At 59.7% G+C, this 22,347-nt stretch carries 22 protein-coding genes and 3 pseudogenes; 13 read left to right on the forward strand and 12 right to left on the reverse strand.

Annotated features, from left to right (window positions below; translation table 11 throughout):
- The first annotated feature begins 2 nt into the window (after window positions 1-2).
- The 5 genes from ACN9MO_RS34085 to purU are packed head-to-tail and all read left to right on the forward strand — an operon-like array spanning window position 3 to window position 4,877.
- Window positions 3-827: a 3-methyl-2-oxobutanoate hydroxymethyltransferase gene (locus ACN9MO_RS34085; protein WP_192495038.1), complete on the forward strand. Its 825-nt coding sequence runs from the start codon at window positions 3-5 to the stop codon at window positions 825-827.
- Between the two features lie 18 nt (window positions 828-845).
- Window positions 846-1,847, forward strand: coding sequence for an inositol 2-dehydrogenase (gene iolG / locus ACN9MO_RS34090; RefSeq protein WP_113133751.1), 1,002 nt, complete (start codon window positions 846-848; stop codon window positions 1,845-1,847).
- A 51-nt stretch (window positions 1,848-1,898) separates the two neighbouring features.
- Entirely contained in the window at window positions 1,899-3,092 is a 1,194-nt protein-coding gene (locus ACN9MO_RS34095; RefSeq protein WP_425988843.1) for an NAD(P)/FAD-dependent oxidoreductase, read from the forward strand.
- Entirely contained in the window at window positions 3,089-3,973 is an 885-nt protein-coding gene (gene folD, locus ACN9MO_RS34100) for a bifunctional methylenetetrahydrofolate dehydrogenase/methenyltetrahydrofolate cyclohydrolase FolD (RefSeq protein ID WP_425988845.1), read from the forward strand. The genes ACN9MO_RS34095 and folD overlap by 4 nt, the downstream gene beginning before the upstream one ends.
- A 19-nt stretch (window positions 3,974-3,992) precedes the next feature.
- Window positions 3,993-4,877: a formyltetrahydrofolate deformylase gene (gene purU, locus ACN9MO_RS34105; protein WP_057248383.1), complete on the forward strand. Its 885-nt coding sequence runs from the start codon at window positions 3,993-3,995 to the stop codon at window positions 4,875-4,877.
- An 863-nt stretch (window positions 4,878-5,740) separates the two neighbouring features.
- Here the strand turns inward: purU and ACN9MO_RS34110 are convergent.
- The 3 genes from ACN9MO_RS34110 to ACN9MO_RS34120 form a co-directional block, all read right to left on the reverse strand.
- A complete protein-coding gene (locus tag ACN9MO_RS34110) occupies window positions 5,741-5,953 on the reverse strand; it encodes a nuclear transport factor 2 family protein (protein WP_425988848.1) in 213 nt (70 codons plus the stop codon).
- A gap of 53 nt (window positions 5,954-6,006) precedes the next feature.
- Complete coding sequence (locus ACN9MO_RS34115) at window positions 6,007-6,411, reverse strand: hypothetical protein (protein WP_425988851.1); 405 nt, start codon at window positions 6,409-6,411, stop codon at window positions 6,007-6,009.
- Window positions 6,412-6,575: 164 nt separating this feature from the next.
- Complete coding sequence (locus tag ACN9MO_RS34120; RefSeq protein ID WP_425988854.1) at window positions 6,576-7,037, reverse strand: NAD-dependent epimerase/dehydratase family protein; 462 nt, start codon at window positions 7,035-7,037, stop codon at window positions 6,576-6,578.
- Window positions 7,038-7,125: 88 nt separating this feature from the next.
- Here ACN9MO_RS34120 and ACN9MO_RS34125 point away from each other — a divergent pair, with 88 nt between their 5' ends.
- Entirely contained in the window at window positions 7,126-7,785 is a 660-nt protein-coding gene (locus ACN9MO_RS34125; protein ID WP_057248379.1) for a TetR/AcrR family transcriptional regulator, read from the forward strand.
- 56 nt (window positions 7,786-7,841) lie between these two features.
- Here the strand turns inward: ACN9MO_RS34125 and ACN9MO_RS34130 are convergent.
- The 3 genes and pseudogenes from ACN9MO_RS34130 to ACN9MO_RS34140 all read right to left on the reverse strand — a co-directional run.
- Window positions 7,842-8,174: pseudogene (locus tag ACN9MO_RS34130) on the reverse strand (tyrosine-type recombinase/integrase); the annotation flags it as partial.
- 257 nt (window positions 8,175-8,431) lie between these two features.
- Window positions 8,432-9,001 (reverse strand): pyridoxamine 5'-phosphate oxidase family protein, encoded by a 570-nt coding sequence (locus ACN9MO_RS34135; RefSeq protein WP_113133904.1) that lies wholly within the window; start codon window positions 8,999-9,001, stop codon window positions 8,432-8,434.
- 35 nt (window positions 9,002-9,036) lie between these two features.
- Window positions 9,037-10,008, reverse strand: a complete 972-nt coding sequence (locus tag ACN9MO_RS34140) for an MBL fold metallo-hydrolase (RefSeq protein WP_425988857.1) — start codon at window positions 10,006-10,008, stop codon at window positions 9,037-9,039.
- Between the two features lie 137 nt (window positions 10,009-10,145).
- On the opposite strand from ACN9MO_RS34140, the gene ACN9MO_RS34145 reads away from it, so the two are divergent.
- Entirely contained in the window at window positions 10,146-11,042 is an 897-nt protein-coding gene (locus ACN9MO_RS34145; protein ID WP_425988860.1) for a LysR family transcriptional regulator, read from the forward strand.
- Window positions 11,043-11,293: 251 nt separating this feature from the next.
- Complete coding sequence (locus ACN9MO_RS34150) at window positions 11,294-11,812, forward strand: nucleoside kinase (protein ID WP_425988863.1); 519 nt, start codon at window positions 11,294-11,296, stop codon at window positions 11,810-11,812.
- A gap of 434 nt (window positions 11,813-12,246) precedes the next feature.
- Here ACN9MO_RS34150 and ACN9MO_RS34155 read toward each other — a convergent pair whose 3' ends face one another.
- From ACN9MO_RS34155 to ACN9MO_RS34165, 3 genes and pseudogenes are all read right to left on the reverse strand, one after another.
- Window positions 12,247-13,140: a threonine/serine dehydratase gene (locus ACN9MO_RS34155; RefSeq protein WP_425988865.1), complete on the reverse strand. Its 894-nt coding sequence runs from the start codon at window positions 13,138-13,140 to the stop codon at window positions 12,247-12,249.
- Window positions 13,139-13,588: pseudogene (locus ACN9MO_RS34160) on the reverse strand (ornithine cyclodeaminase family protein); the annotation flags it as partial. The pseudogene ACN9MO_RS34160 and the gene ACN9MO_RS34155, both read right to left, overlap by 2 nt.
- Before the next feature lie 467 nt (window positions 13,589-14,055).
- On the reverse strand, window positions 14,056-14,955 hold the full coding sequence (locus tag ACN9MO_RS34165; RefSeq protein ID WP_112996352.1) for a LysR family transcriptional regulator: 900 nt from the start codon (window positions 14,953-14,955) through the stop codon (window positions 14,056-14,058).
- Between the two features lie 114 nt (window positions 14,956-15,069).
- Here ACN9MO_RS34165 and ACN9MO_RS34170 point away from each other — a divergent pair, with 114 nt between their 5' ends.
- The 4 genes from ACN9MO_RS34170 to ACN9MO_RS34185 are packed head-to-tail and all read left to right on the forward strand — an operon-like array spanning window position 15,070 to window position 18,802.
- Window positions 15,070-16,152 carry a 4-oxalomesaconate tautomerase gene (locus ACN9MO_RS34170; protein ID WP_425988869.1) on the forward strand — a complete coding sequence of 361 codons (1,083 nt, stop codon included), beginning with the start codon at window positions 15,070-15,072 and terminating at the stop codon, window positions 16,150-16,152.
- Between the two features lie 45 nt (window positions 16,153-16,197).
- A complete protein-coding gene (locus tag ACN9MO_RS34175; protein WP_057248373.1) occupies window positions 16,198-17,199 on the forward strand; it encodes an ABC transporter substrate-binding protein in 1,002 nt (333 codons plus the stop codon).
- A gap of 12 nt (window positions 17,200-17,211) precedes the next feature.
- Window positions 17,212-18,042, forward strand: coding sequence for an ABC transporter ATP-binding protein (locus ACN9MO_RS34180; protein WP_112996349.1), 831 nt, complete (start codon window positions 17,212-17,214; stop codon window positions 18,040-18,042).
- Window positions 18,026-18,802, forward strand: a complete 777-nt coding sequence (locus ACN9MO_RS34185; RefSeq protein WP_057248371.1) for an ABC transporter permease — start codon at window positions 18,026-18,028, stop codon at window positions 18,800-18,802. The genes ACN9MO_RS34180 and ACN9MO_RS34185 overlap by 17 nt, the downstream gene beginning before the upstream one ends.
- 225 nt (window positions 18,803-19,027) lie before the next feature.
- Here the strand turns inward: ACN9MO_RS34185 and ACN9MO_RS34190 are convergent.
- Window positions 19,028-19,349, reverse strand: a pseudogene (locus tag ACN9MO_RS34190) (c-type cytochrome); the annotation flags it as partial.
- A 227-nt stretch (window positions 19,350-19,576) separates the two neighbouring features.
- A complete protein-coding gene (locus ACN9MO_RS34195; protein WP_425988873.1) occupies window positions 19,577-19,837 on the reverse strand; it encodes a helix-turn-helix domain-containing protein in 261 nt (86 codons plus the stop codon).
- A gap of 131 nt (window positions 19,838-19,968) precedes the next feature.
- Between ACN9MO_RS34195 and ACN9MO_RS34200 the strand changes: the two genes are divergently transcribed.
- Window positions 19,969-20,877 (forward strand): LysR family transcriptional regulator, encoded by a 909-nt coding sequence (locus tag ACN9MO_RS34200; protein WP_425988876.1) that lies wholly within the window; start codon window positions 19,969-19,971, stop codon window positions 20,875-20,877.
- Window positions 20,878-20,888: 11 nt separating this feature from the next.
- Here the strand turns inward: ACN9MO_RS34200 and ACN9MO_RS34205 are convergent, their stop codons facing one another.
- Window positions 20,889-22,322: an aspartate ammonia-lyase gene (locus tag ACN9MO_RS34205; RefSeq protein ID WP_425989405.1), complete on the reverse strand. Its 1,434-nt coding sequence runs from the start codon at window positions 22,320-22,322 to the stop codon at window positions 20,889-20,891.
- Between the last annotated feature and the right edge of the window lie 25 nt (window positions 22,323-22,347).

Consider the following 22,347-nt stretch of genomic DNA (forward strand, 5'->3'; position numbering starts at 1 on the left):
CGATGGTCCACAAGAATACCCGTCCGACTGTAGCCGACATCCGCGCCATGAAGGCGCGCGGCGAAAAGATCTCCATGCTTTACGTCACGACGCTCGAGGAAGCGGCGGCGGCCGATGCCGCCGGTATCCACATGCTCTCGATCGAAGGGCGCTTCTTTTCGCCCGAAATGCGCGAGGCGGCGGGCCGCTGCTTCGTGCAGGTTGGTCTGCCCTACGGCGGCTGGGGCAAGTTCGAGGGCCGCCCGCTTGCAACGGCTGACGACTATCTGCGTGCCGCCTTTCACTTTTCCGCCATGGGCGGCGACTGCTTCTACTGCGCCGCCTCGCTCGAAATTCAGAAGGTGCTCTGCGACAACCATGTGCCGGTCGTGGCCCACGTCGGGCTCATCCCATCCTACATCACGTGGACTGGCTTCCGTGCGGTCGGCAAGTCGGCGGCCGAGGCGGTCAAGGTCTTCCGTCACGTCAAGCAACTCGAAGCCATCGGTTGCTTCGGCGCGGAGCTGGAGGTCGTGCCGGACAGGGTCGGTGAGCTGATCTCGAAAAACACCTCGATGATCATGCTCGGCATGGGCGCCGGTCCAGGAGCCGATGCCCAATATCTCTTCGCCGAGGATGTGCTTGGCCATACCAATGGCCATAGGCCGCGCCACGCCAAGACCTACCGCAATTTCTCGGCCGAATTCGAGCGGTTGCAGAAGGAGCGCGTCGCTGCGTTCCGCGAGTTCATCGATGACGTCAACAAGGGCGTCTATCCCCAGCCCCAGCACAACGTCGCAATCACCGACACCGAATTGACCGCATTCAAGACCGAACTGGGTCTTTGATTAGTAAAGGAAAATCAAATGCTTAAAGTTGGCCTTCTCGGCGCGGGTCGCATCGCCTGCGTACACGCAACGGCGATCTCCAGCCATTCCGGCAGCAGACTTGTTGCCGTATCCGACATCAACATGGCCGCTGCCGAAAAGATCGCCACCCAATACGGCGCTGAGGCGCGCGACACGGCGGCTATTCTGGGTGATCCGTCGATAGATGCCGTGCTGATCGCCACGTCGACTGACACCCATTCCGATCTCATTGAAAAGGCAACGGCCGCTGGAAAGGCCGTCCTTTGCGAAAAGCCGGTTGATCTCAGCCTCGCGCGGGCGCAGGCCTGCCAGAAGGCGGTTTCGTCCACCGGTCGGCCCGTTATGATCGGTTTCAATCGCCGGTTCGATCCCAGTTTTTCGGCGCTCAAAAGGGCAACTGATGCAGGCGAAATCGGCAAGGCGGAACTTCTGTCGATCACCTCCTTCGACCCCGCGCCACCGCCTGTCGCCTATATCAAGGTCTCCGGCGGTCTCTTCCGGGACATGATGATCCACGATTTCGACATGGCGAATTTCATCATGGGTACACCACCGATCACTGTTACCGCGGTCGGTTCGTCCATCGTCGATTCAGATATCGGTTCGGCAGGCGACGTCGACACGGCTGTGGTGACGCTCACCTACGCCGATGGCCGCATTGCTGTCATCAAGAACAGCCGCCGCGCCGTTTACGGTTACGACCAGCGCCTTGAGTTGCTTGGCTCCAAGGGGCTACTGCAGGCCCAGAACATGCTCGAAAACACCGTCGTGAAGTCGACAACCGAGGGCGTAACCGGCGCAAAGCCGACCTATTTCTTCCTCGAGCGCTATATGCCCGCCTATGCGGCGGAATGGGCGGCATTCGTCGAAGCGGTGGGCGGCTCCAAACCGCTGCCTGTGACGTTGGAAGATGGCGTCGCCGCCTTGGCAATGGCTGAGGCAGCCACGTTGTCTGTAAAAATGGGTGCCCCCGTTTCGCTTCGATCCGTTCTCGGCTGAGCCCCTGACCTCAAGCGGTCTTCGGGCCGCTTCCTCATGATGGAAAACGCAATGACGCACCATGTGATCATCGGCGCGGGCGAAGCCGGCTTGCGCGCTGCTGCAGCCTTGCGAGACGCGGGCGAGAGGCACGTAACCCTCGTCGGTGGCGAACATATGCCGTCCTACGACCGGCCGGCCCTCTCCAAGCCCGACGGCGAAACGGGCCTTTTTCATCGCCCGATCGCGGTCGACCTTGCCGGATTGGAGGTCGTGCTCGGGCGAACCGCGAAGGGGATCGACAGGGAAACGAAAGCGGTCATCCTGACGACGGGGGAACGCCTGGCCTACGACCGTCTGCTGCTTGCGACGGGGGCGAGGCCGCGGCGGTTGGCCTGCGATCCCGCAGGTCATGCCTTGATGCTGCGCACCCTTGGCGACGCCGAGGCGATCTACGGCAAGGCGGACGCCGGGGGTAGCGCCTTCCTCGTCGGCGCAGGCCTCATCGGTCTAGAACTGGCGGCGGAATTGACCCGCCGCGGCATGACGGTTCGTGTTCTGGAGGCCGGACCACGGGCGCTTGGTCGAGGCGTGCCCGCCGAAATCGCCGACGTGATCGTGAGCCGTCATCGCCGCTCCGGTGTGACGTTTGACTTCGACGTCCGTATCGAGCGCGTAGAACACAAGTCCGTGGTGCTCGCTGACGGTGCGCGGATCGAAGCGGATCTCGTGGTCGCTGCCGTCGGCATCGAACCGGAGGTTGGTCTTGCTGTTTCGGCCGGGCTTGCATGTGCCAATGGGATCGAGGTCAATTCCCGGCTCGTGACGTCGGATCCTTCGATCTTCGCGGCGGGGGACTGCGCAGTAATCGACCATCCACGCTACGGCCGCACACGGTTCGAAACCTGGCGAAACGCATGCGACCAAGGCGCCCACGCCGCCAAAGCGATGCTCGGGGAGGCCGCAAGTTTCGAGACACTACCATGGTTCTGGTCGGATCATTTCGATCTCGGCCTGCAGGCCGTCGGCTTGCATGACCCGTCACGGCGGTCCGCGCGCCGCGACTTGGCCGATGGCGGTTGGCTGCGTTTCGAGCTGGACGAAAACCACGTTCTTCAGGCGGCGGCAGGCATAGGGCCTGGAACCTCCGTCGCCCGTGACATCCGCCTCGCCGAGAAGCTGATCGAGAGGGGCGCTTTCTGCGCTCCCGAGGCGCTCGCCGATCCGGGCTTAGAATTGAAATCGCTTTTGAAGGTTGCGGCATGATGGACACCGTTTCGGACCACCATATAGACGGCAAACACTTCGCCGCGCAGCTCAGGGCCAAGATCGCAGCCGAGGTATCCGAGCTAAAAGAAATGTCCGGACAGGTTCCGGGGCTCGCGGTCATTCTCGTCGGCGACGATCCGGCAAGCCGCGTCTACGTCGCCAACAAGCATCGCCAGACCGTTGAAGCGGGGATGAAGTCCCTGGAGTTCCGGCTTTCGGAGCAGACGACGCAAACTGAGCTCGTCGCGCTCGTCCAACGCTTGAACGATGATCGTTCGGTTCATGGGATTCTCGTTCAGCTGCCGCTGCCTGCGCAAATCGAAGCCGACACGGTCATCAATGCAATCGCCGTCGAGAAAGACGTGGACGGCTTTCATGTCCTCAATGCCGGGCGTGTTGCGACCGGGCAGGCATCGCTGGTGCCCTGCACGCCGCTCGGATCGATAATGCTTCTCAAGGACCGTCTTGGCGATTTGTCGGGCCTTCACGCCGTGGTGGTCGGTCGTAGCAACATCGTCGGCAAACCGCTTTCGCAGTTGTTGCTTGCGGAAAATTGCACCGTGACCGTCGCCCATTCCCGAAGCCGCAATTTGCCGGACATCTGCCGGAGCGCGGACATTCTGGTCGCCGCCGTCGGCCGGCCGGAAATGATCAGGGGCGATTGGATCAAGCCGGGTGCTGTCGTCATCGATGTCGGCATCAACCGGCTGAGCGACGCGGATGGCGTGCGGCTCGTCGGCGACGTGGCAACTTCGGAGGCAGGACACGCTACCGCCATTACGCCCGTTCCCGGCGGGGTCGGGCCCATGACCATAGCCTGTCTTCTATCCAATACGCTGGAGGCGTTCAGGCGCAGCCTGGCGTCGGCCGCAAACTGATCGATCGAGAGGAAAGTCCATGTCGAGTTTTGCCCTGCGCGTGCGCTGCGCATCCACCCGCGGCATCGTTGCCGCTATCTCCTCCTTTCTGGCGGAAGAGCAATGCAACATCACCGACAGCGCACAGTTCGACGACGCTGATACGGGCCAGTTCTTCATGCGTGTCAGTTTCCGCTCCGAAGGGGGGCGGGCGCTAGAAATGCTGAAGGATGGGTTTAAGCCGATTGCGGACCGTTTTGGCATGGAACTCGAATTCTTCGACGAGAAGGTCAAGCGCAAGGTGATCATCATGGTCTCGCGCTTCGGCCACTGCCTGAACGACCTGCTCTACAGGTGGAAAATCGGGGCTCTTCCGATCGACATCGTCGCGGTCATCTCCAATCACCTGGACTACCAGAAGGTCGTTGTGAACCACGACATCCCGTTCCACCACATCAAGGTGACGAAGGAGAACAAGGCTCAGGCCGAGGCCGAACAGATGTGCATTGTCGAAGAGACCGGGGCGGAGTTGGTCGTGCTCGCACGCTACATGCAAGTGCTCTCAGATCGCATGTGCCGGGAGATGTCCGGCCGCGTAATCAACATCCATCATTCGTTCCTGCCCTCCTTCAAAGGGGCCAATCCCTACAAGCAGGCCCTCGAACGCGGCGTGAAACTCATCGGCGCCACGTCCCACTACGTGACCGCCGATCTCGACGAAGGCCCGATCATCGAACAGGACATCGTCCGCGTCACCCATGGTCAATCGAACGACGACTACGTGAGCCTTGGGCGCGACGTTGAAGCTCAGGTCCTGGCTCGGGCGATCCACGCTCACATTCACGGTCGTGTTTTCCTCAACGGCAACAAAACCGTGGTGTTTCCGGCTTCGCCTGGAGGCTACGCATCAGAGCGCATGGGGTGAGTGGGCCTGCGCGGGCCGAATTGATCAGGTGCCAATCACGTCGGAGGGCGATGCAATGGCTAGTATCCAAACCGGTGAAAAATCGACAGGAACTCAACGCGGGGTGCCAACGCCAACCCTCAGTGTCGAGGAGATCAAGGTGAGAATTATCAGGCGCGAGATCGTACTACCGGCCGGCTTGAAGCAGACCATGCGGGCCTTGCTCCAGCACCCCGACCTCGTCGCGTTCGGCACGGCGAAGTCTGTCGCAGTGTCGTGCTCCGTGTCGACGTCGTCTGTGCATCGCTTGGCACGGCAGTGCGGATACGAAGACTTTGCGAGGATGCGCTCCGCATTTAGAAACCACCTCGTCCAACGGAGCCAGGGCTATGAGAAGTTCGGAGAATTTTGCTCCGCGACGTGACCGCGAGTCGAATTCCATCCACCCCGAACCTCAGCTCGTTGCCCACTCTTCTGTGTAAAAGTCGGCTTTGGGGCCGCTTGCTGACAGTCTGCTTCGGAGCAGCGTCCGGCAGAAAACTGCCGTTCAGTAAGCGACCGCAATTCGGCCATTCGCTCTCCAAAAACGTAGACCCCAAAGCTGCTTGCAATTACCTAAATGGCCGATTTGTCTGCGTAGACGGCTTGACGGTCTGCACTAAACTTCAGGCCCCTGTCGTGGCTGCGGCACCGACTATCCGCTGATGCTGGTCGCCTGAGACCAGACGACCATCCATTGGCCATCACGCTGTTCGTAGACGTCGGTGTGCCAGTAATCACTGAGAGGGACTTTGTGCCCACTGAACAAGACCTCCAACTGGGCGCGTTATCGGATGACCGCAGCGGTGTCGTACAGGCGCACCGCAATGTCGGCAGGCTGTCAGTTATCGAATTTTGCCCAATGCGATAGACCCCAGATACTCGTCTTTGGAAAGGGCCACGCCGATTGGCGTGATCAATTGAAAGTCTGGTGCGTGAAGCTTTCTTGCCCGGTCGAGATCAGCGACGACGAGGGCGCGCAGTCTGGCGCGTTCCGTTTCACGCAAAAACTCTATTGTGCTGGAGGTTTCGACAGTATCGGGGGATCGGGTCGTCATGGTATTCTCCAATTGAAAAAGGCGAGATCGCTCGATCTCTAAATAAGTGACGACTATACGGAGGCTGCGGCGGTCGGCGGCATGGCTGCGATCAAGCCCAAGTCAATCAGGCTCTGGGCGCTAGCCCGTATAGCCTCTTCCTCTGAGCGCGACCGCCAGTTCAGGACATGCCGGGCCTTTGCTGCGCTGACACTCAGGTCACGATTGAGTTCATGAACGATGGTTCGTGCATGGGGGTCGGATTCCGCCATCGCCCTAACCACCTCATCGGGAACTTCACCTGAAGGAAGCCGTGAGACGTACTCTGGGAAGGACGCAGCCAGGACAGCTACCAAATCCTTGAGCCAGAAAAAGCGCCCGCCAACGATAAACCTTTGATCTTTGGCTTCGGGCTGCGTCATCGCCAGCACGTGAGCCCGCGCCACATCGCGCACATCCACCACTGAGAAACCAAACAAATACCTTGGAATTGTCCTGTCATCAGATGATGGATCAGTCCCACGGATGTCCCGAAATTCGCTCCGAGCAACGGCCCCAGGATCATGCTCGGGTTAATGACAGTCAGTTCGAGCCCTACGTCGCGCGCAAAGGCCCAGGCAGCACGCTCAGTCAAAGTTTTTGACTAGTAATAGGGCGTTGCCCGCGGACCGTTCGGGTCAGTCCAATTTTCTTCGATGAAGGGGGCCTGCCCGTCGCCATGGTTGGTGGCACCTATCGAGGATGTGAGGACCACCCGCTCGACGTGCGCGTTGTGCGCCGCAAGGAGCACCCGCAAAGCGCCCTCACGGGCGGTCTGGATCAAAGCGTCCGTATTTTCCGGAAACCCAGGAGGAAAGGGAGACGCGGTATGAATGACATAACGACAGCCTTCGACAGCTGCAGGCCAGCCATCGTCGCTATCAAGATCTGCCTGCACGAAGCTGAGCCGCTCCAGAGCATCCTTGCCAATATGAGCGCCAAGCAGACGTCGCACGCTGTCACTTTTTTCGATGTGGCGCAGACTACCGCGCACACGATAGCCTTGCTTAAGGAACTGAAAGGCGACGTGCCCGGCGAGAAACCCACCAATGCCGGTAACCAGCACCGCTGCATTTGCAGCGTCGTCTCTGTTTTCATCGAATGTCCTTCTGACCGCATCAGTCGGTCATACCGATTAGACACTTGAACCCTAAATGTCCAATCGTCTTTTGACAGTCTGGACTGAAGGTGTCAATCTGCCCATCATGCAGCCCGACCAAAAAATAACCCTGATCCTGGACGCAGCCTTGCCGGTGTTTGTGCGCTTTGGCTTTCGCAAGACGTCAATGGCGGACATTGCCCGTGCGGCGTCGATCTCGCGCGCCTCGCTCTATTTGAGCTTCAGCAGCAAGGAAGAGCTGTTTCGGGCCGGTTCAGTTCGCGCCCACGCCAAGGCCTTGGATGAAGTGGCAGCGGTGCTGGCGAGCGACGGGTGTGCCTTTGATCGCATTGCCAAGGCCATGGCGGTTTTTCAGCGGGAGTTGATTGCGCCATTTGGCGGCAGCGCTGATGCAGATGAGCTATTTGCCGCCAACGTGGCCTTGGCGGCCGATATTACGCTCGACGCGCGCCAGAAGCTTTTGAACCTGCTGACGCAAACCATATTGGCTGCTGCGCAGAAGGGCGAAATCGATCTTGAACCTCTGCAAGTGCCACCTGCGCAGCTGGCCAATCTCATTGTCGCTGCCATGGATGGGATCAAGCACGCCCAAGGCGGCGGTTCCAGCCTTCAAGACGGCATGAAACTCTTCATGCGCCTCCTTCGACTGGCCGTAGCCGCCGTTCCGCTTCCCACCCCAAATCGGATCTCGTGAATGAAGAACCAGCCGACGAAGCGGTCATCCGTTTTGAGCGAATGACCGTTCCATGTTCATATTTCGGTTCGCTCAGCCAAAAGCAACGCATCCTCGATGTCCATACCGAGATATCGGACCGTGTTCTCGATCTTGGTGTGCCCGAGCAATATCTGGATGGCGCGCAGGTTGCCGGTTGCCTTGTAGATCATGGCCGCTTTCGTTCTTCGCAGCGAGTGCGTGCCATAGTCCGATGCTCGAAGCCCAATCGCTGTGACCCATTCATCAACCAGACGGGCGTACTGTCGCGTGCTCATGTGCCGCGAGTGATCGACCCGACTTGGGAAAGCGTATTCATCGACGGTGCCACCGCGTCTCTCAAGCCACGCCAATAGGCTGGCCGACATGTCTTCCCCGCATTCCATGCGGCACGGCCGCGGGCTGCAGCATCATATCGAGAGTTTCCCATTTCATTTCTCCTTGGCCTTAATTGGCCGAAATAGAAACGATTGAGGCTGGCAGCCCTCGGGCCGCAAGCGGACCAGCGGCTTTCGTGCTGCAACGCTTTTAAGCCGCCAATCCGGCATGTATCTATTGCCTTGAGGGGGCATGACCATCCGGCTGGTCAATGGCCTGGAAGCCTTTACTGAGGAAAAACAACATCTGGTTACTCCAATCGCCAACGCTCCAGCTCAGCCAGAGTGAAGCGCGGCGTAATGTGCTGCGGGCAGTTCCAGTCGAACGCCTCCACCGCGATGAGGACGAGACGCTCCACCCGAGCGGGATAGTCGGGTACGGTCAGCTTTTTCGCCAGCACCGGATCGTCTTCTGCATCGATGACGCGCATGTGACCATAGATTTTCAGGCGCCGCCGGTGCGCGTAGTCCATCAGAAACAGTGAGACGCGGTCATTGGCGCTGACATTGCCTGTCGTGATGTATTGCCGGTTACCGCGAAAATCCGCAAAGCCCAGCATCGATGCGTCAACCGTGGTGAGAAAGCCCGCAGGCCCACCACGGTACTGGACGTAGGGCCAGCCGGTCTCCGAGACACTGGCAAGATAAAAACCGTCGCGCGCGCCGATGAAGGCCGTTTCTGCCGGACCGAGGCGCTGGCTCTGCGCAGTTTCGTCTGCGTGAGCGCGCGCGATCCGCGCCCACTGCTCCGCGCTGCCATAGTGCTCCTGTGCGGCCGCTACGGAGGGCGTCGTGGCGATACTGAGATATCTGCTGCTCATTCCGTTCCTAACTTTCTAGAGCGCCGGAGCTAACTTCAATCCTGCAAGGCCCAGTCCGCCACCTCCCAGCGCATCTGCCCACGGTCGGCGACGACACGGCCGAGCCCTGGGAAGGGCATGTGCGTGGCGGCGATGAGTGCGCCTTCCGAAGCGGCGCGAGGGAAAAAGCGGTCGCGCATTGCCTTGGCCGCTGCACGGTCCTGCTCGAACAGGAAGAACACGTCGGTCGCCCCCGGATGCACGACCGGAAAGATCATGTCCGAGACCATGATGAGGCTCTTCCCGTCATCCTCGACCCGCACGCCGATATGGCCGGGTGTATGGCCGGTCAGGTCGACAATTGAGACGCCGCGCACAATTTCGCGTTCTCCGTCAATCGCCTGGAGTTTCGGGTAGAGGCGCACCACCTCCTCCGCCATCTTAAAGCTGGTTTGCAGATAGTCGGGCGCGCCGCTGCGCTTGGCCGGGTCGGTCCAATGGGTGACGTCGCGACGATCGATGTAGAGCTCCGCCTTTGGGTAGTTGTTCTTGCCTCCGGCGATCAGACCGCCCATGTGGTCCTGATGCATATGCGTTACGATCACTGCGTCGATCTGGTCGAGCTGCAGGCCAAGCGCACCGAGCGCCTGCGGCAGTTTGCCGGTCTGCCCGATCGAGCCCGCTGCACCGGCATCGATCAGGATGCGGCGCTCGCCATCATCGATGAGATACTGGTTGAAGAGGAACCGCACCCCACTCGGCCGGGCGGTGAACTGAGCGGCTGCGGCCTGCTCCACCTCGGCCGGCGCGCGTCCCGGAAAATAGTCGAAGGGCATGTCGGCATACCCGTCTGTCAGCGCCGTCACCGTGAAGCGACCGATGCGGATCTGCGCCAGCGGCGTAATGCTGACCGGCGTTTTGGCGGGATTCTGCGCGGCGGCAGGGGCCGGTGCGCCACTGATCAGTCCTCCCCCAAGGAGGCCGAGAGGAAGAGCGCTGGCAAAGGCACGACGTGAAAGATGAGGCATGACGTCTTTCTCCTGATCATTGGCAATACGGGGAGCCGGCCGGCGTCCCCTGGATCGACGCAAAAGCTAGGATATCCGAAACCAATAGGGTATCCTGCCATTTCAGGAACTTTCCTCTCAGTTTCCGGAAGGATACGATGGATCGGTTTGAAGCGATGTCGGTGCTGCTGGCGGTGGTGGACGCCGGCAGCCTCTCGGCTGGATCGCGGCGATTGCATGCACCGCTCGCCACGGTCAGCCGCAGGGTCGCGGATCTTGAAAAACACCTTGGCGTGCGCCTGGTCCTGCGCACCCGCCGCGGCCTCTCCTTGACGGATGAGGGGCGCAGCTTCGTCGCCGCGTCACGTCGTATTCTGGAGGAACTGGACGCGGCAGAGCGGCAGGCCAGCGGCGACTATGGCGCGCTGCGTGGAGGGCTGCACGTGACCGCACCGATTGCCTTCGGCGAGCGCCATCTGCTGCCAATAGCTCTGGAGTTCCTGAAGGAGCAACCCGATATCAACCTGCGTCTGACCCTCGCCGATCGGCAGCTAAGTCTGGCAGACGAGCACGTCGATGTGGCCCTGCGGATCGGACACTTGGCGGACAGCGCGCTTATCGCAACGCGCGTCGGCGCCGTCCGACGGGTGATCTGCGCGAGCCCCGACTATCTTGCCCGCCGAGGCGTTCCGCTTCAGCCGGAAGACCTCAGCCAGCATGACGGCATAAGCTTTCAGGGCTTTGCGACCGCGCCGGAATGGCGCTACCGCCGGGACGGCGCGGCCTTTGCCATCGAGCCGCGCCCCAAATTCGCGGTCAATACGACGGAGGCTGCCATTCAGGCTGCAATAGCCGGTATCGGCATTATCCGCGTGCTGTCTTACCAGATCTCCGATCAGTTGCGCTCCGGCGCTCTGCACGAATTGCTGACGGACTTTGCACCGGAACCGCTACCTGTGAACGTTATCCATGGACCAGCCGATCCCCTGCCGCTGAAGGTGCGGTGCTTCCTCGACTGGATCGTCCCAAGCCTACGCGCGCAGCTGGCTTACTAGCGTCCCGCTTCAGGCGCACCACCGTTGATGGCAGTGAGGCGCACCGGTGCGAATGCTGCAAGATGCGGCTGTCCTTCCCTAAGCGCCTAACATGTCTTTGCTCCGCAGCGCATCCTCAATATCTCCTTCGGCCAAGGTTAGGCCGCTTGGAAAACGTATGTGAGCGGTGAGAGGGGCCGTCATTTCTTTGGCGAAGCGTTCCCAGGTAGGGTGTCTTTTCACCAGATCGAAGTCCACGATAAGCGGCGACTATGGGAATCAAGAACTATCTGATCGAAGGCGGTTCCGGCACTGGGAAAACGTCTGTCGCTACCGAACTGGAGCGGCGGGGCCACCATGTCGTCCATGGTGATCGGGTCTTGGCCTATGTCGGCGACCCCGAGACGGGCCAGGCACTCGCAGGACCACCCGAAGGCGCGGACCGCATTGTTTGGGGATACGCCCACTGGATCTGGCGCGTCGACAAGGTCCGCGCTATTGCTGCCGACACCACCCATCCCGCCACCTTCTTCTGTGGCGGCTCGCGCAATTTCCACAAATTCCTGGACCTTTTCGACAAGGTTTTCGTGCTCGATATAGACGTTGAGACCTTGAACCGACGATTGGATGGGCGGCCAAATGAGCCGGGCTTCGAGCCGGCCGAGCGGACGCTGGTGCTCCGTTACCATCATACCCGGGAATATCTTCCCATCGGCATCAATATCGACACGACGGGTACCGTCCCAAGTGTCGTCGACGATATCCTCGCTCAACTCACCTGGATGCCCTGAAAGTATTGAGAATGGGACGGAAAGCACTCGATTATTGCGGGAACGCTAGCCGCCTGAACGGCTCACAGGCGGCATTATCGCTTTCGTGGTCGACCGGCAGCTCTCAGAACGAGAAACCGGGTGTCTTAACGACCGACAAGGGGACGCAAAGCGGAAACCATTTCCACTTTGGGGCCGGTTGCGGATTGGCGGGTTCTGGGAGCCGACCTACCAAAGCGGTCGTTCCCGCGTCTTGGGCGAGCCTTAGCTTTTGGCCCGAAGACGACCTTTAGCTTCGCTGCTCTCGACGGCGGTAGCGGGTGGAGAGCGGTCGTCGCCAAGCGGATCCCCGTATGACGTGTTCGGGCCGCATTCCGGACGGGCGGATTCCTGGCGATGAGGATCGCAAAAGGTTAACTGCGGCCGGGTGGTGAACTGACCGAAGCTGGAACTGATTACCCCGCTACATTGTATATCTCGGCAAGGTCGCGTAAATCCCAATTCCCGCCAGACAACACCGCGCAGACTTTTTCATCGGGCTTGACGTCTATGCTGCCCGCCAACAGTGCTCCGACGCCAATCGAGGCAGCTGGTTCAGCGATCAATTTCGCATCCTTGGCAAGAGCACGCATCCCGGCGATGATGTGCTCGTCTTCAACAAGAACAATCTCGTCCACATACTTTTCGATAATCGGATAGGGGTTTTGACCCGGAACGCTTATCCTCAAGCCATCCGCAATTGTGTTCTTCAAGGGAAGCGATGTGCGCTCCTTGTTTATCCGGCTGTGAAAATACTTCGGTGTCAAGGCAGGCTCTGCCCCGATAACGCGCACCGATGGTTTCGTTTCTTTGATGGCGGTAGCGATACCCGAGATTAGCCCGCCGCCGCCTATGGGAACGATGACCGTATCTACATCGTCCAGGTCCTGCAGTATTTCACACCCGATCGTTCCCTGACCGGCCATCACGATGGGGTCCTCAAAAGCGTGAACAGCCGCGTATTTGTTTTCTGCAGCGATCTCATACACCCTTTTCCATCTGGCGGCGGTGTCGCCATCGAAAAGAATGACTTCTGCCCCGAGGGCCTTTGTGTTTTCGATCTTGATTTTGGGCGTGGTGACCGGAAGGACCAATATCGCTTTTACGTCCAGCATCCTGGCGGCATAAGCAAGCCCTTGGGCATGATTGCCCGACGACGTCGCGATAATGCCGTTTGCGATCTCTTCTCTCGAGAGCGAGAGAGCCTTGTACAGGGCGCCGCGGATCTTGAAGGCGCCAGTAATCTGCAGGGTTTCCGGTTTGAGATATAGCTCACAACCAGCGGCCTTCTCAATTTTGTCCGCGCGCAATGGCCCGGATTTGCATCCTCGCTTGATTACCTGTGCCGATCGACGCGATCGTCTTGGCGTTCTTTCTCGCCAGTGCTTTGACGGAGACGGCTCCCGCCGCCCCCGTTCTGAGGCCAGTGATCAAGCTTCCATCCATGATGCAAATCAACGCACAGCTCCTGGCATCAAACAGGAGAATAGTGCCCATGCTATTCGGCACGCCGTGTTCTGCCAGATTGTTGGTGAACCCTCCAGAGTGCGCTTTCATAGAGATGATTTCATTGACTTTGTGATAGCCAAGCTTGAAGTCGATTTCCCCACGGAGAGAGGGGAGATGTATCCCGATATAGTCAGGCTGTTCCACCTGATCGCTACTGAAGGCCTTGTAAGCCTCTTCCACCGCGCCGATGACTTCCGTCATGCCGATTAGCCGCCTTACTTCATCCTTCTTAAGCAGTAGCGTTTTCATGCATGACCTCTCTATTTTTGGCTTCATGGGATGCATCGGCACAGCCCACCCTGTACCGCAATCACCATAGTGGGAGAGCGGGGAGACGAGTGGCCGCATTCGCCGTGACCCGAAGCAGATTGTTTTGTATCGCATAGGGGCTTTGGCAGAGAGTTGCGGCAGGCGTCTGGCCGCGCTTGGGCGTCAGCGCGTAGGCTTCGCCACGCACGACAAGGATAAGTTCAAAGGCTAGACGGCGCTTGCAGGGAACGGCGCCAGAAACGGATAGGCGAACGTAACCGCTTTCCACAACGCATTGCAGCCTTTCCGCATCGCGTACAGAATTGGCCGCTTGGGGTCGAATTGCGTCAGAGCGCTTCTTCGCGCTCCGAATCCAGGCGAGTCCCATTATGTGCTGGAACGATCAAGGTACTCCACGACTGCGGTGCACGACTGCGGTGTTCACCTAAGCCGCAAGGGGCTCGCCTTCAATTACTGCCCCATACGCCCATCAGCATCTTGAGAAACCTTTCCGCGGCCGGAGACAGGATGCCGCCCCGACGGCGGACCACCCCGATGGTACGCGATATCGCGGGATCGCCAATGGGGCGTGTGATCAAGAATGGATGGTCACCCTGCGGGGTCGCCATGCGCGGCAGGACCGAAATTCCGAGACCGGCCTCCACCAGACCGAGGGAGGTGGACAGATGGGTCACCTCGTAAAACCAACGCAGCTTGATATTCGATTTTGCCAGTGCTGCGTCGAGCAAGGTTCGGTTGCCGCTAGATCGATGAACGGTAATCAGATGGTAAGGCTCGAGGTCTGCCCAGCCGACCGAGGGTTTGGCGGCAAGAGGGTGATCCTTGCGCGCTGCCAGCACGAAAGGATCTTCCACGAGCCGGTCAAAGATCAAGTCCGGATCCGATGTGCCTATGATATTGATGCCGAACTCCACCTCGCCGCGTGCCACGGCCTGGAGGCCGTCGGTCGCCGGCAGGTCGAGGATGCGAAAGCGGATGTTGGGATATTCCTCGTTGAACTGGCGAATGACGGTGGGCAGAAAGTAAAATGCTGCGGTTGGGAGGCAGGCGATCGTCACCAATCCGCCTCGATTGGTACCAACGTCGCGTACGGCGAACAAGGAGCCGTCGAATTCCTCCAACATGCGTCGGACAAGAGGAATTAGTTCTGCCCCGAGGGCCGTCGCCGACACATGCCTCGTCGTTCGCTCCAGGAGCGGTGCTCCGATCGCCTGCTCCAGCTTCTGGATCCGTCGGCTCAACGCCGGCTGCGACAGGTGCAGCGCATCGGCGGCGCGATGAAAGCTCTCCAGCTCTACCACGGTCAGAAAGGCTCGAAGATCAAGGATCTCGCAATTAATGTTCATCTTGCATCAATTTCCCGATTCTTAGCATTTCACAAATCAACCGTACTTCCGATAATTGGATCAAATAGGCCGGATTGATACGGCGATGACATAATTCCAATGGAAGCACAAGCGATGAACGACCTACTGGCGATCCCTTGCGTCCTGATGAGAGGCGGCACTTCAAAAGGTCCGTTCTTCCTGGCAAACGATCTTCCCGCGGAGGCGAGCGAGCGGGACAAGATCCTGCTGTCCGTCATGGGTTCGGGTCACCCGTTGCAGATCGATGGCATCGGCGGCGGCAACCCGGTGACGAGCAAAGTGGCCATCGTCGGACCTGCCACCATCCCCGGTGCGGACGTGGATTACCTCTTTGCGCAGGTGCGGGTCGACCAACAGCTCGTCGACACGTCACCGAACTGCGGCAACATGCTTGCTGCGGTTGGCCCTTTCGCCATCGAGGCGGGTCTCGTTCCGGCCCGAGGCGAAACGACGCTCGTCCGGATCCATAACGTCAATACCGGCAAGATGATCGAAGCCGACGTTCCCACGCCGAATGGCAACGTCTCCTATCTCGGCGAAGCGGCGATCGACGGTGTACCGGGCAGCGCAGCGCCGATCGCCCTGACCTTCATGGACGCAGCCGGCGCGCGTACCGGACAGCTTTTCCCCACCGGTAAGCCGATCGATTGCATCGACGGTGTGGCTGTCACATGCATCGATTGCGCCATGCCGATGATGTTGATCGAGGCAGGCGCGGTCGGCGCAACAGGCTTCGAGTCAGCGGCTGAACTCAATGCTGATAAGGAATTGCTAGAAAGGCTGGAAAAGCTGCGCATCGCTGCCGGAGAACGGATGGGCCTTGGCGACGTGCGGAACCAGGTGACCCCGAAGCCGGTGCTCATTTCCCGGCCAACGTCGGGAGGCGACATCAGCGTACGGTATTTCATGCCGCACCAATGTCATCCTTCGCTGGCGACGACTGGGGCCGTGGGGATTGCCACCGCCTCCATAAATGAAGGCACCGTTGCTTCCCTTCTCGTCGGCACGCGCAAAGCGCCGGTGGTGTTGTCGATTGAACACCCGAGCGGCCACCTGGACGTCAAACTTCATGAAAGGGACGGCAAGGTCGTTGCCGGCATCCTTCGCACCGCCCGCCGGCTGTTCGAAGGATACGTCTTCGCAAAACCTGTCTCGCAACTGGGTTGCGCGGCATAATGATCGTGGCCGCCGGGAGGGCGCCACCAACAGGAGGAGAATACCATGCGCAAGCTCATGCTCGCCCTCGCGGCAACCGTCGCCTTTGCCGGTTCCGCGTTCGCGGATCCCGTCCGCATCAGCGTCGGTTCTTATAATCTCAACAATCTTCCCTTTCCGGTTGCACAGGGTCTCGGCCTTTATGAGAAGGAGGGCCTGGAGGTGACGGTAGAGAACTTTGCGTCGGGCGGCTCGAAGACGCTCCAGGCGCTCGTTGCCGGCTCGACGGATATCGCCGTCGGCTTCTACGACCACACCATCCAGATGCAATCTCAGAAGAAGGCCGTCGTGGCCTTTGTGCAGCTCGCCCGCAATTCCGGGCTGGTGCTGGCTGGTGGCAAGGACAGCACGTTCGACCCGGCAAAGCCGGAAACGATCAAGGGCGCGAAAATCGGGATCACTTCGCCGGGCTCGTCTTCCGATTTCTTCGTCCGCTACTACCTGCAGCGCAACGGCTTGTCCGCGGACGACGTCTCGCTGATCGGCGTCGGCTCCGGGTCTGCCGCCGTGGCGGGCCTTGAACAGGGCAAGGTCGACCTCCTCGTCAACTACGATCCGGCAGCGACCTTCATCGAGGCCAAGGGCGTCGGCAAGATCCTGATCGACGGGCGCAGCGACGACGGTGCCAAGGCGATCTATGGCGGGATTTACCCAACCTCCGTCCTCTATGCCACGCAGAGCTATATCGATGAAAATCCGGAGACCATCCAGAAGGTCACGAATGCGACGGTCAAAGCGCTCGAGTGGATGAATAGCCACTCCGCGGAAGAGATCGTCGACAAGCTGCCGAAGGAATTCATCTCCGGCGATCGTGACACCTACGTCAAGGCGGTCGAGAACGCGAAGGCGATCTTTTCAAAGGACGGCCGTATCAACGAGGAGGATATCAAGACTCCGCTCGCCGTCCTGAAGAGCTTCAACGAAAAAGTCGCCGCTGCCGAAATCGACCTTACGAAAACCTACACCAACGAGTTCGTCGGCAAGGTCCCGAACGTCGCCGCCAACTGACAGGAGGAGGTCATGGCATTGGCCGTAGTGAATACCGCACCCCCGACGGACAGACCCCATCAAGCAAAGCCGATGGTTTCCATCGACTCGGTCACCATGTCCTTCGGTGCCTACGTGGCCGTGCAGGATGTGAACCTGAGTGTTTCCGATGGCGAGTTTCTCGCCATCGTCGGACCTACCGGATGCGGCAAGAGCACCATACTCAATGCGATTGCCGGCCTGTTGAAACCTGCGAGTGGCACTGTATCAATTGATGGTCAGCCGGTGCGCGGGGTCCAGAACGACATCGGTTATCTGTTCCAGCAGGATGCATTGCTTCCGTGGAAGACCGCGATCGAGAACGTGGAACTCGGTCCCATGTTCAAGGGTATCGGCGCTGCCGAACGTCGCGAGCAATCGATGAGATGGCTGGCGAAAGTCGGACTGAAAGGGTTCGAACATCGCTATCCGCATCAGCTTTCCGGCGGTCAACGCAAGCGCGTGCAGATGGCGCAGGCGCTGATAACTGGCCCCAAGGTCATCCTGATGGACGAGCCGTTCTCGGCGCTCGACATCCATACCCGCCACCTGATGCAGAATGAGCTATTGCGGCTTTGGCAAGAGGAGCGGCGTGCCGTGGTGATGATCACACACGACCTGGAGGAGGCCATTGCTCTCGGCGATCGGGTCGTGGTGCTTGCCGCCGGACCACGCTCGCGCGTGATCGACAGCTTCCCGGTCGATCTCGAACGCCCGCGCGATGTCGCCGAAATCAAGCTCGATCCGCGCTTTATGGATCTTTATCGCAACATCTGGTCGTCGCTGCGCGGTGAAGTGGAGAAAAGCTATGAACGCCATGACTGAACGTTTAATCCAGGCCGTGCTGCTGGTGACGGTTGTGGGCGGCTGGCAACTGGGTGTCGAAGCAGGCGTGATCGACGTCTTTTTCTTCCCTGCGCCTTTCGACATCATGAAACAGATCGTGGCCTGGATCATCGATCCAGGCTTCTATAAGCACGTTTCGATCACGCTCACAGAGACGGTGCTCGGATACGTGATCGGTACCGCCCTCGGCGTGGCGGCCGGCGTCTGGCTGGGGCTTAGCCGCGGTGCCTATCGCATCCTCGACCCCTTCATAAAGGCGCTGAACGCCATCCCCCGCGTGGTGCTCGCTCCGATCTTCGTGCTTTGGCTCGGCTTGGGGCTCTGGTCGAAAGTGGCGTTGTCGGTGACGTTGGTTTTCTTCATCACCTTCTTCAACGCCATGCAGGGCGTGAGGGAAGTCAACCCGGTGGTACTGGCGAACGCCCGGATTCTCGGGGCCAAGCGCTCAAGCCTGCTGACCCACGTCTATTTCCCGGCGGCGGCCAGTTGGATTCTGTCTTCGTTGCGCACTTCGGTCGGCTTTGCCGTCGTCGGGGCGATTATCGGCGAGTATCTCGGCTCCTCCGCCGGCCTTGGTTATCTGATCGCTCAGGCCGAAGGCAACTTCGACGCGGTCGGCGTCTTCGCCGGCATCATCATCCTCGCTGTGTTCGTGTTGATCATCGACCGCATCCTCGACATCGCCGAGGCCCGGCTGATCAAGTGGAGCCCTCACTCGACCGAGAGCCAGGCCACCTGACGGGCGGCGACGGCGCCGGGCGGCAATGATGCCGGCCGGCGACCAAGGCGACAACGGAACTGAGGCTAACGGGGCGCTGTTGCCGCGAGCCTAACTTTCACTCCAACGACCTCGGAAAATTCGTATTCTTGAGGGCCGATCAGGTCGAACGACCGAACGACGTTCAGGGGCGACTGTCCGTTTGTGCGGCTTTCAGTCGAGCGACAAGCATTGCTTTGAATCCGGCTATTTCTGTGCGGTTGCTGCGGTCTCCCCCGGCGACGGTCGAGACCTTGTCCCCAGGTATGAACGGCCCTTGCTGACCGGAGCCAGGTTTTGCAGGAACGCCGCAATCGCCTTAGCGTCATCCTCGGTGAGTTCCGCGAAAGCATGCCAGGGCATGATCGGCGCAAGGATGCGGCCATCCGGCCGTTCGCCGGTCTGAATCGCCTTGACGATGTGCCCTGCTGTTCCAGGTGCCGATGCCGGTCTCCTTGTCGGGCGGGATATTGCGCCGAACAAAGACACCTTCACCCGGAATCTCGAAACCCACATCCGAGCCGCCGAGAACCTCGCCAGTGCTCTGCATTATCCGGTTGGGAGACGCGGCTTAGGCGGACTCTATGGCCGAGAGGGCGCGCAAAGCTGCCATCCCTGCGCAACGAATTGACAGTCCGCTTCGGGCCGAAGGGAGCTGTTCATCGCGGGCCTGGCGTGTTGGTAGGTTGTTCACGCTCTGGGCCAAAATGATCGCATAATGTATCCAACGGAACTCGGGTTCCGTGGACTTAGGCGCTATTTCGGCTTCCTGCCGGCCTTCAACGGATCCGGCGGTAGGGCTGATTCCGCTGGAACCGCAAATAGCTCCGAGATGTCGATACCTAGTGCGCCTACTAGGCGATCGAGAAGGTCGACGGAAGGGTTGTATTCGCTGCGCTCTATTCCGCTGATCGCCGTCCGGTCGACATTCGCATCGACGGCCAGATTCTCCTGCGTGATCTTTTTCGAAGTTCTAATTCGCCGGAGATTCCAGGCTATGCGCGCACGGGTGTCCATAAGGCATCGCCACCACCTTGCGTAGCGTTAATCCATAGAATATATTCGACATATTTCTGAGACGTGGGCTCTGCAGCGGCATTCTTCGTTGCCGAATACGACGCGTCGTGCCCGGTGATTGGAGAGCGAACATGGAACTACGCCAACTCTCGTACTTCGTTGCGGTGGCTGAGGAGCTTCACTTCAATCGGGCGGCTACGCGGATGTGCATCGCCCAGCCGGCGTTAAGCTCGCACATCCAGGCGCTGGAGAAGGAGCTCGGTGTTAGGCTACTTGAGCGATCGACGAGGCGGGTCGAGCTGACGCGGGCAGGGGAGGTGTTCTATGACCGCGCTGTCCGGATTATTGGCGATGTGGGGTTGTCGGCCGAGGTGGCGCGCTCGGTCGCCGGCAAAGCGGCACGCACGATCAAGATCGGAACCGTCTATCCGGCGACGACCGGCGTGCTGCCGGCGTTTCTCACCCGCATCGGCCGGAAGTTTCCCGATGTCGCCTTGCATGTGAGGAGCGGCTCGACCAGCGACATCATCCGTTCGATCGAAAACGGCCAGATCAATCTCGGTTTCATCCGACCGGTCGAAAACATCGGCTCGTTGCGCTTCTTCTCGATTGCGCATGAGCGCTATCTGCTGGCCGTCGAAAAGACGAGCCCGCTGGCGCTCCGAAGCGAGGTCGATATCGAGGATCTGCGTTCCGAGAAGATCATCGCCTTTTCCCGCCAGAACCTTTCTCACAGCGAACGCTATTTCTCCGAGATGTTCGAGACCCATGGTTTAACCGGCAACATCGCTTATAGCTGCGACGACACTTTCTCGCTGGTGTCGCTGGTCTCGGCGGGCCTCGGCATCGGCTTTGCGCCGGAATGGACGAAGGAGCTCCCGAACCGCAACTTCGAGCTTCGGCCGGTGCGTGGCGTCGATCTCAAGACCGGGCTTGGGGTTGCCTGGAACAAGGAAGATCCGACGGCATCCAGGGATGACATCATCGACATCGCCCGGTCGTTGGCGCGGCCGGGAAGGTCTTCCCTTCCAACGCTTTGATCGCATCGCGGCTATCGCTCGGTCGTCGGCGACCTAAACCGAGTTGGCCTGACGAGCGCTTTGGAGTCGAGCACGCGATCAACGAGATCGGAGGCGAGCGTAGTTTTCTCCTCCAGGAGCCCCCGTATGGATCGGCCGCTGCTTAAGATTTCCGCGGCTATCTCCGCGGCCTTCTCGTAGCCGATGAGAGGCGTCAGGGCTGTCGCGAGAGCGGCGCCGGACTCGAGATGCTCCCGGCAGCGCGCTTCGTTCGCCGTAATGCCGACGACGCATTTGGAAGCGAGCGTTCGAATCGCATTCGCCATGATCGAGATCGATTGCAGCAGGTTGAAGACGATGACGGGTTCCATGGCGTTGAGCTGGAGCTGCCCTGCCTCGGCTGCAAGTGTCACGACGAGGTCCGAGCCAATGACCTGGAAGGCAACCTGGTTGACCACTTCCGGGATAACAGGGTTGACCTTTCCCGGCATTATTGACGATCCGGCCTGCATCGGCGGCAGATGAATTTCGCCTAGTCCTCCTCGAGGCCCGGACGAAAGCAATCGCAAGTCGTTCGATATCTTCGAAAGCTTGACGGCCGTTCGCTTCAAAATCCCGGAAAAAAGCACGAACACGCCTGTGTCCCAGCAGGCTTCGACAAAATCAGACGCCAGTTTCAATTCGACCCCGGATACCTCGCGGAGCTTCGCGACCGCCAAGGCCGCGTATCGTGGGTCGGTGGTGATCCCCGTTCCGATCGCGGTACCGCCGAGATTGACCTCCTTCAAAAGACACGACGTCTCGCTAAGGCGCTGGATATCTTCCCTCAGTGTTACGGCGAATGCCTTGAACTCCTGGCCGAGCGTCATTGGCACAGCGTCCTGTAGCTGCGTCCTGCCGAGTTTCAGAATGTCGGCGAATTCGGCCGACTTCAGTTCGAATGCGGTCGAAAGCTCGTCGAGCGCCGATACGAGGGTTTCGTAGCTGAGAAGCAGCGCAAGACGGATGGCCGTTGGATAGACGTCATTGGTGGATTGCGAAAGGTTGACGTCGTTGTTGGGATGGATGACGTCGAACCGACCTTTTGGACGCCCCAGTCGCTCCAGCGCGCGGTTGGCGATCACCTCATTGAGATTCATGTTCGTGGAGGTTCCTGCGCCGCCTTGAAACACATCGACAGTGAATTGGTCGGCCAAAATGCCGTCGGCGATGTCGTCACACGCCGCGGCGATGGCCAAGCCCTTGTCGAGGTCGAGATCGCCGAGTTCGACATTTGCAAGAGCCGCGGCCTTCTTCACGTACGCCATGGCACGAATGAAGACGGGATAATGACCGATCGATATTCCGGATATCTGGAAGTTGGCGATCGCCCGGGCCGTTTGCGCGCCATAGTAGCTTGCGACAGGAATATCGATGTCGCCGAGCGAATCTTGGACACGTCGCGTCGGTTTGGCCTCGGACAACATTTCTGGTCCCATCCCTGTTAGATCA

This window comes from Ensifer sp. R-19 (assembly GCF_049905105.1).
Lineage (GTDB): Bacteria > Pseudomonadota > Alphaproteobacteria > Rhizobiales > Rhizobiaceae > Ensifer.

Coding starts and splice junctions, on each gene's coding strand:
- ACN9MO_RS34195 (WP_425988873.1), bottom strand. CDS start 19,837: ATGGACACCCGTGCGCGCATAGCCTGGAATCTCCGGCGAATTAGAACT.
- ACN9MO_RS34180 (WP_112996349.1), top strand. CDS start 17,212: ATGGCATTGGCCGTAGTGAATACCGCACCCCCGACGGACAGACCCCAT.
- ACN9MO_RS34205 (WP_425989405.1), bottom strand. CDS start 22,322: ATGTTGTCCGAGGCCAAACCGACGCGACGTGTCCAAGATTCGCTCGGC.
- ACN9MO_RS34150 (WP_425988863.1), top strand. CDS start 11,294: ATGGGAATCAAGAACTATCTGATCGAAGGCGGTTCCGGCACTGGGAAA.
- ACN9MO_RS34185 (WP_057248371.1), top strand. CDS start 18,026: ATGAACGCCATGACTGAACGTTTAATCCAGGCCGTGCTGCTGGTGACG.
- ACN9MO_RS34175 (WP_057248373.1), top strand. CDS start 16,198: ATGCGCAAGCTCATGCTCGCCCTCGCGGCAACCGTCGCCTTTGCCGGT.
- ACN9MO_RS34165 (WP_112996352.1), bottom strand. CDS start 14,955: ATGAACATTAATTGCGAGATCCTTGATCTTCGAGCCTTTCTGACCGTG.
- purU (WP_057248383.1), top strand. CDS start 3,993: ATGTCGAGTTTTGCCCTGCGCGTGCGCTGCGCATCCACCCGCGGCATC.
- ACN9MO_RS34110 (WP_425988848.1), bottom strand. CDS start 5,953: ATGACGACCCGATCCCCCGATACTGTCGAAACCTCCAGCACAATAGAG.
- ACN9MO_RS34170 (WP_425988869.1), top strand. CDS start 15,070: ATGAACGACCTACTGGCGATCCCTTGCGTCCTGATGAGAGGCGGCACT.
- ACN9MO_RS34200 (WP_425988876.1), top strand. CDS start 19,969: ATGGAACTACGCCAACTCTCGTACTTCGTTGCGGTGGCTGAGGAGCTT.
- ACN9MO_RS34140 (WP_425988857.1), bottom strand. CDS start 10,008: ATGCCTCATCTTTCACGTCGTGCCTTTGCCAGCGCTCTTCCTCTCGGC.
- ACN9MO_RS34135 (WP_113133904.1), bottom strand. CDS start 9,001: ATGAGCAGCAGATATCTCAGTATCGCCACGACGCCCTCCGTAGCGGCC.
- ACN9MO_RS34125 (WP_057248379.1), top strand. CDS start 7,126: ATGTCCAATCGTCTTTTGACAGTCTGGACTGAAGGTGTCAATCTGCCC.
- ACN9MO_RS34145 (WP_425988860.1), top strand. CDS start 10,146: ATGGATCGGTTTGAAGCGATGTCGGTGCTGCTGGCGGTGGTGGACGCC.
- folD (WP_425988845.1), top strand. CDS start 3,089: ATGATGGACACCGTTTCGGACCACCATATAGACGGCAAACACTTCGCC.
- ACN9MO_RS34095 (WP_425988843.1), top strand. CDS start 1,899: ATGACGCACCATGTGATCATCGGCGCGGGCGAAGCCGGCTTGCGCGCT.
- ACN9MO_RS34085 (WP_192495038.1), top strand. CDS start 3: ATGGTCCACAAGAATACCCGTCCGACTGTAGCCGACATCCGCGCCATG.
- iolG (WP_113133751.1), top strand. CDS start 846: ATGCTTAAAGTTGGCCTTCTCGGCGCGGGTCGCATCGCCTGCGTACAC.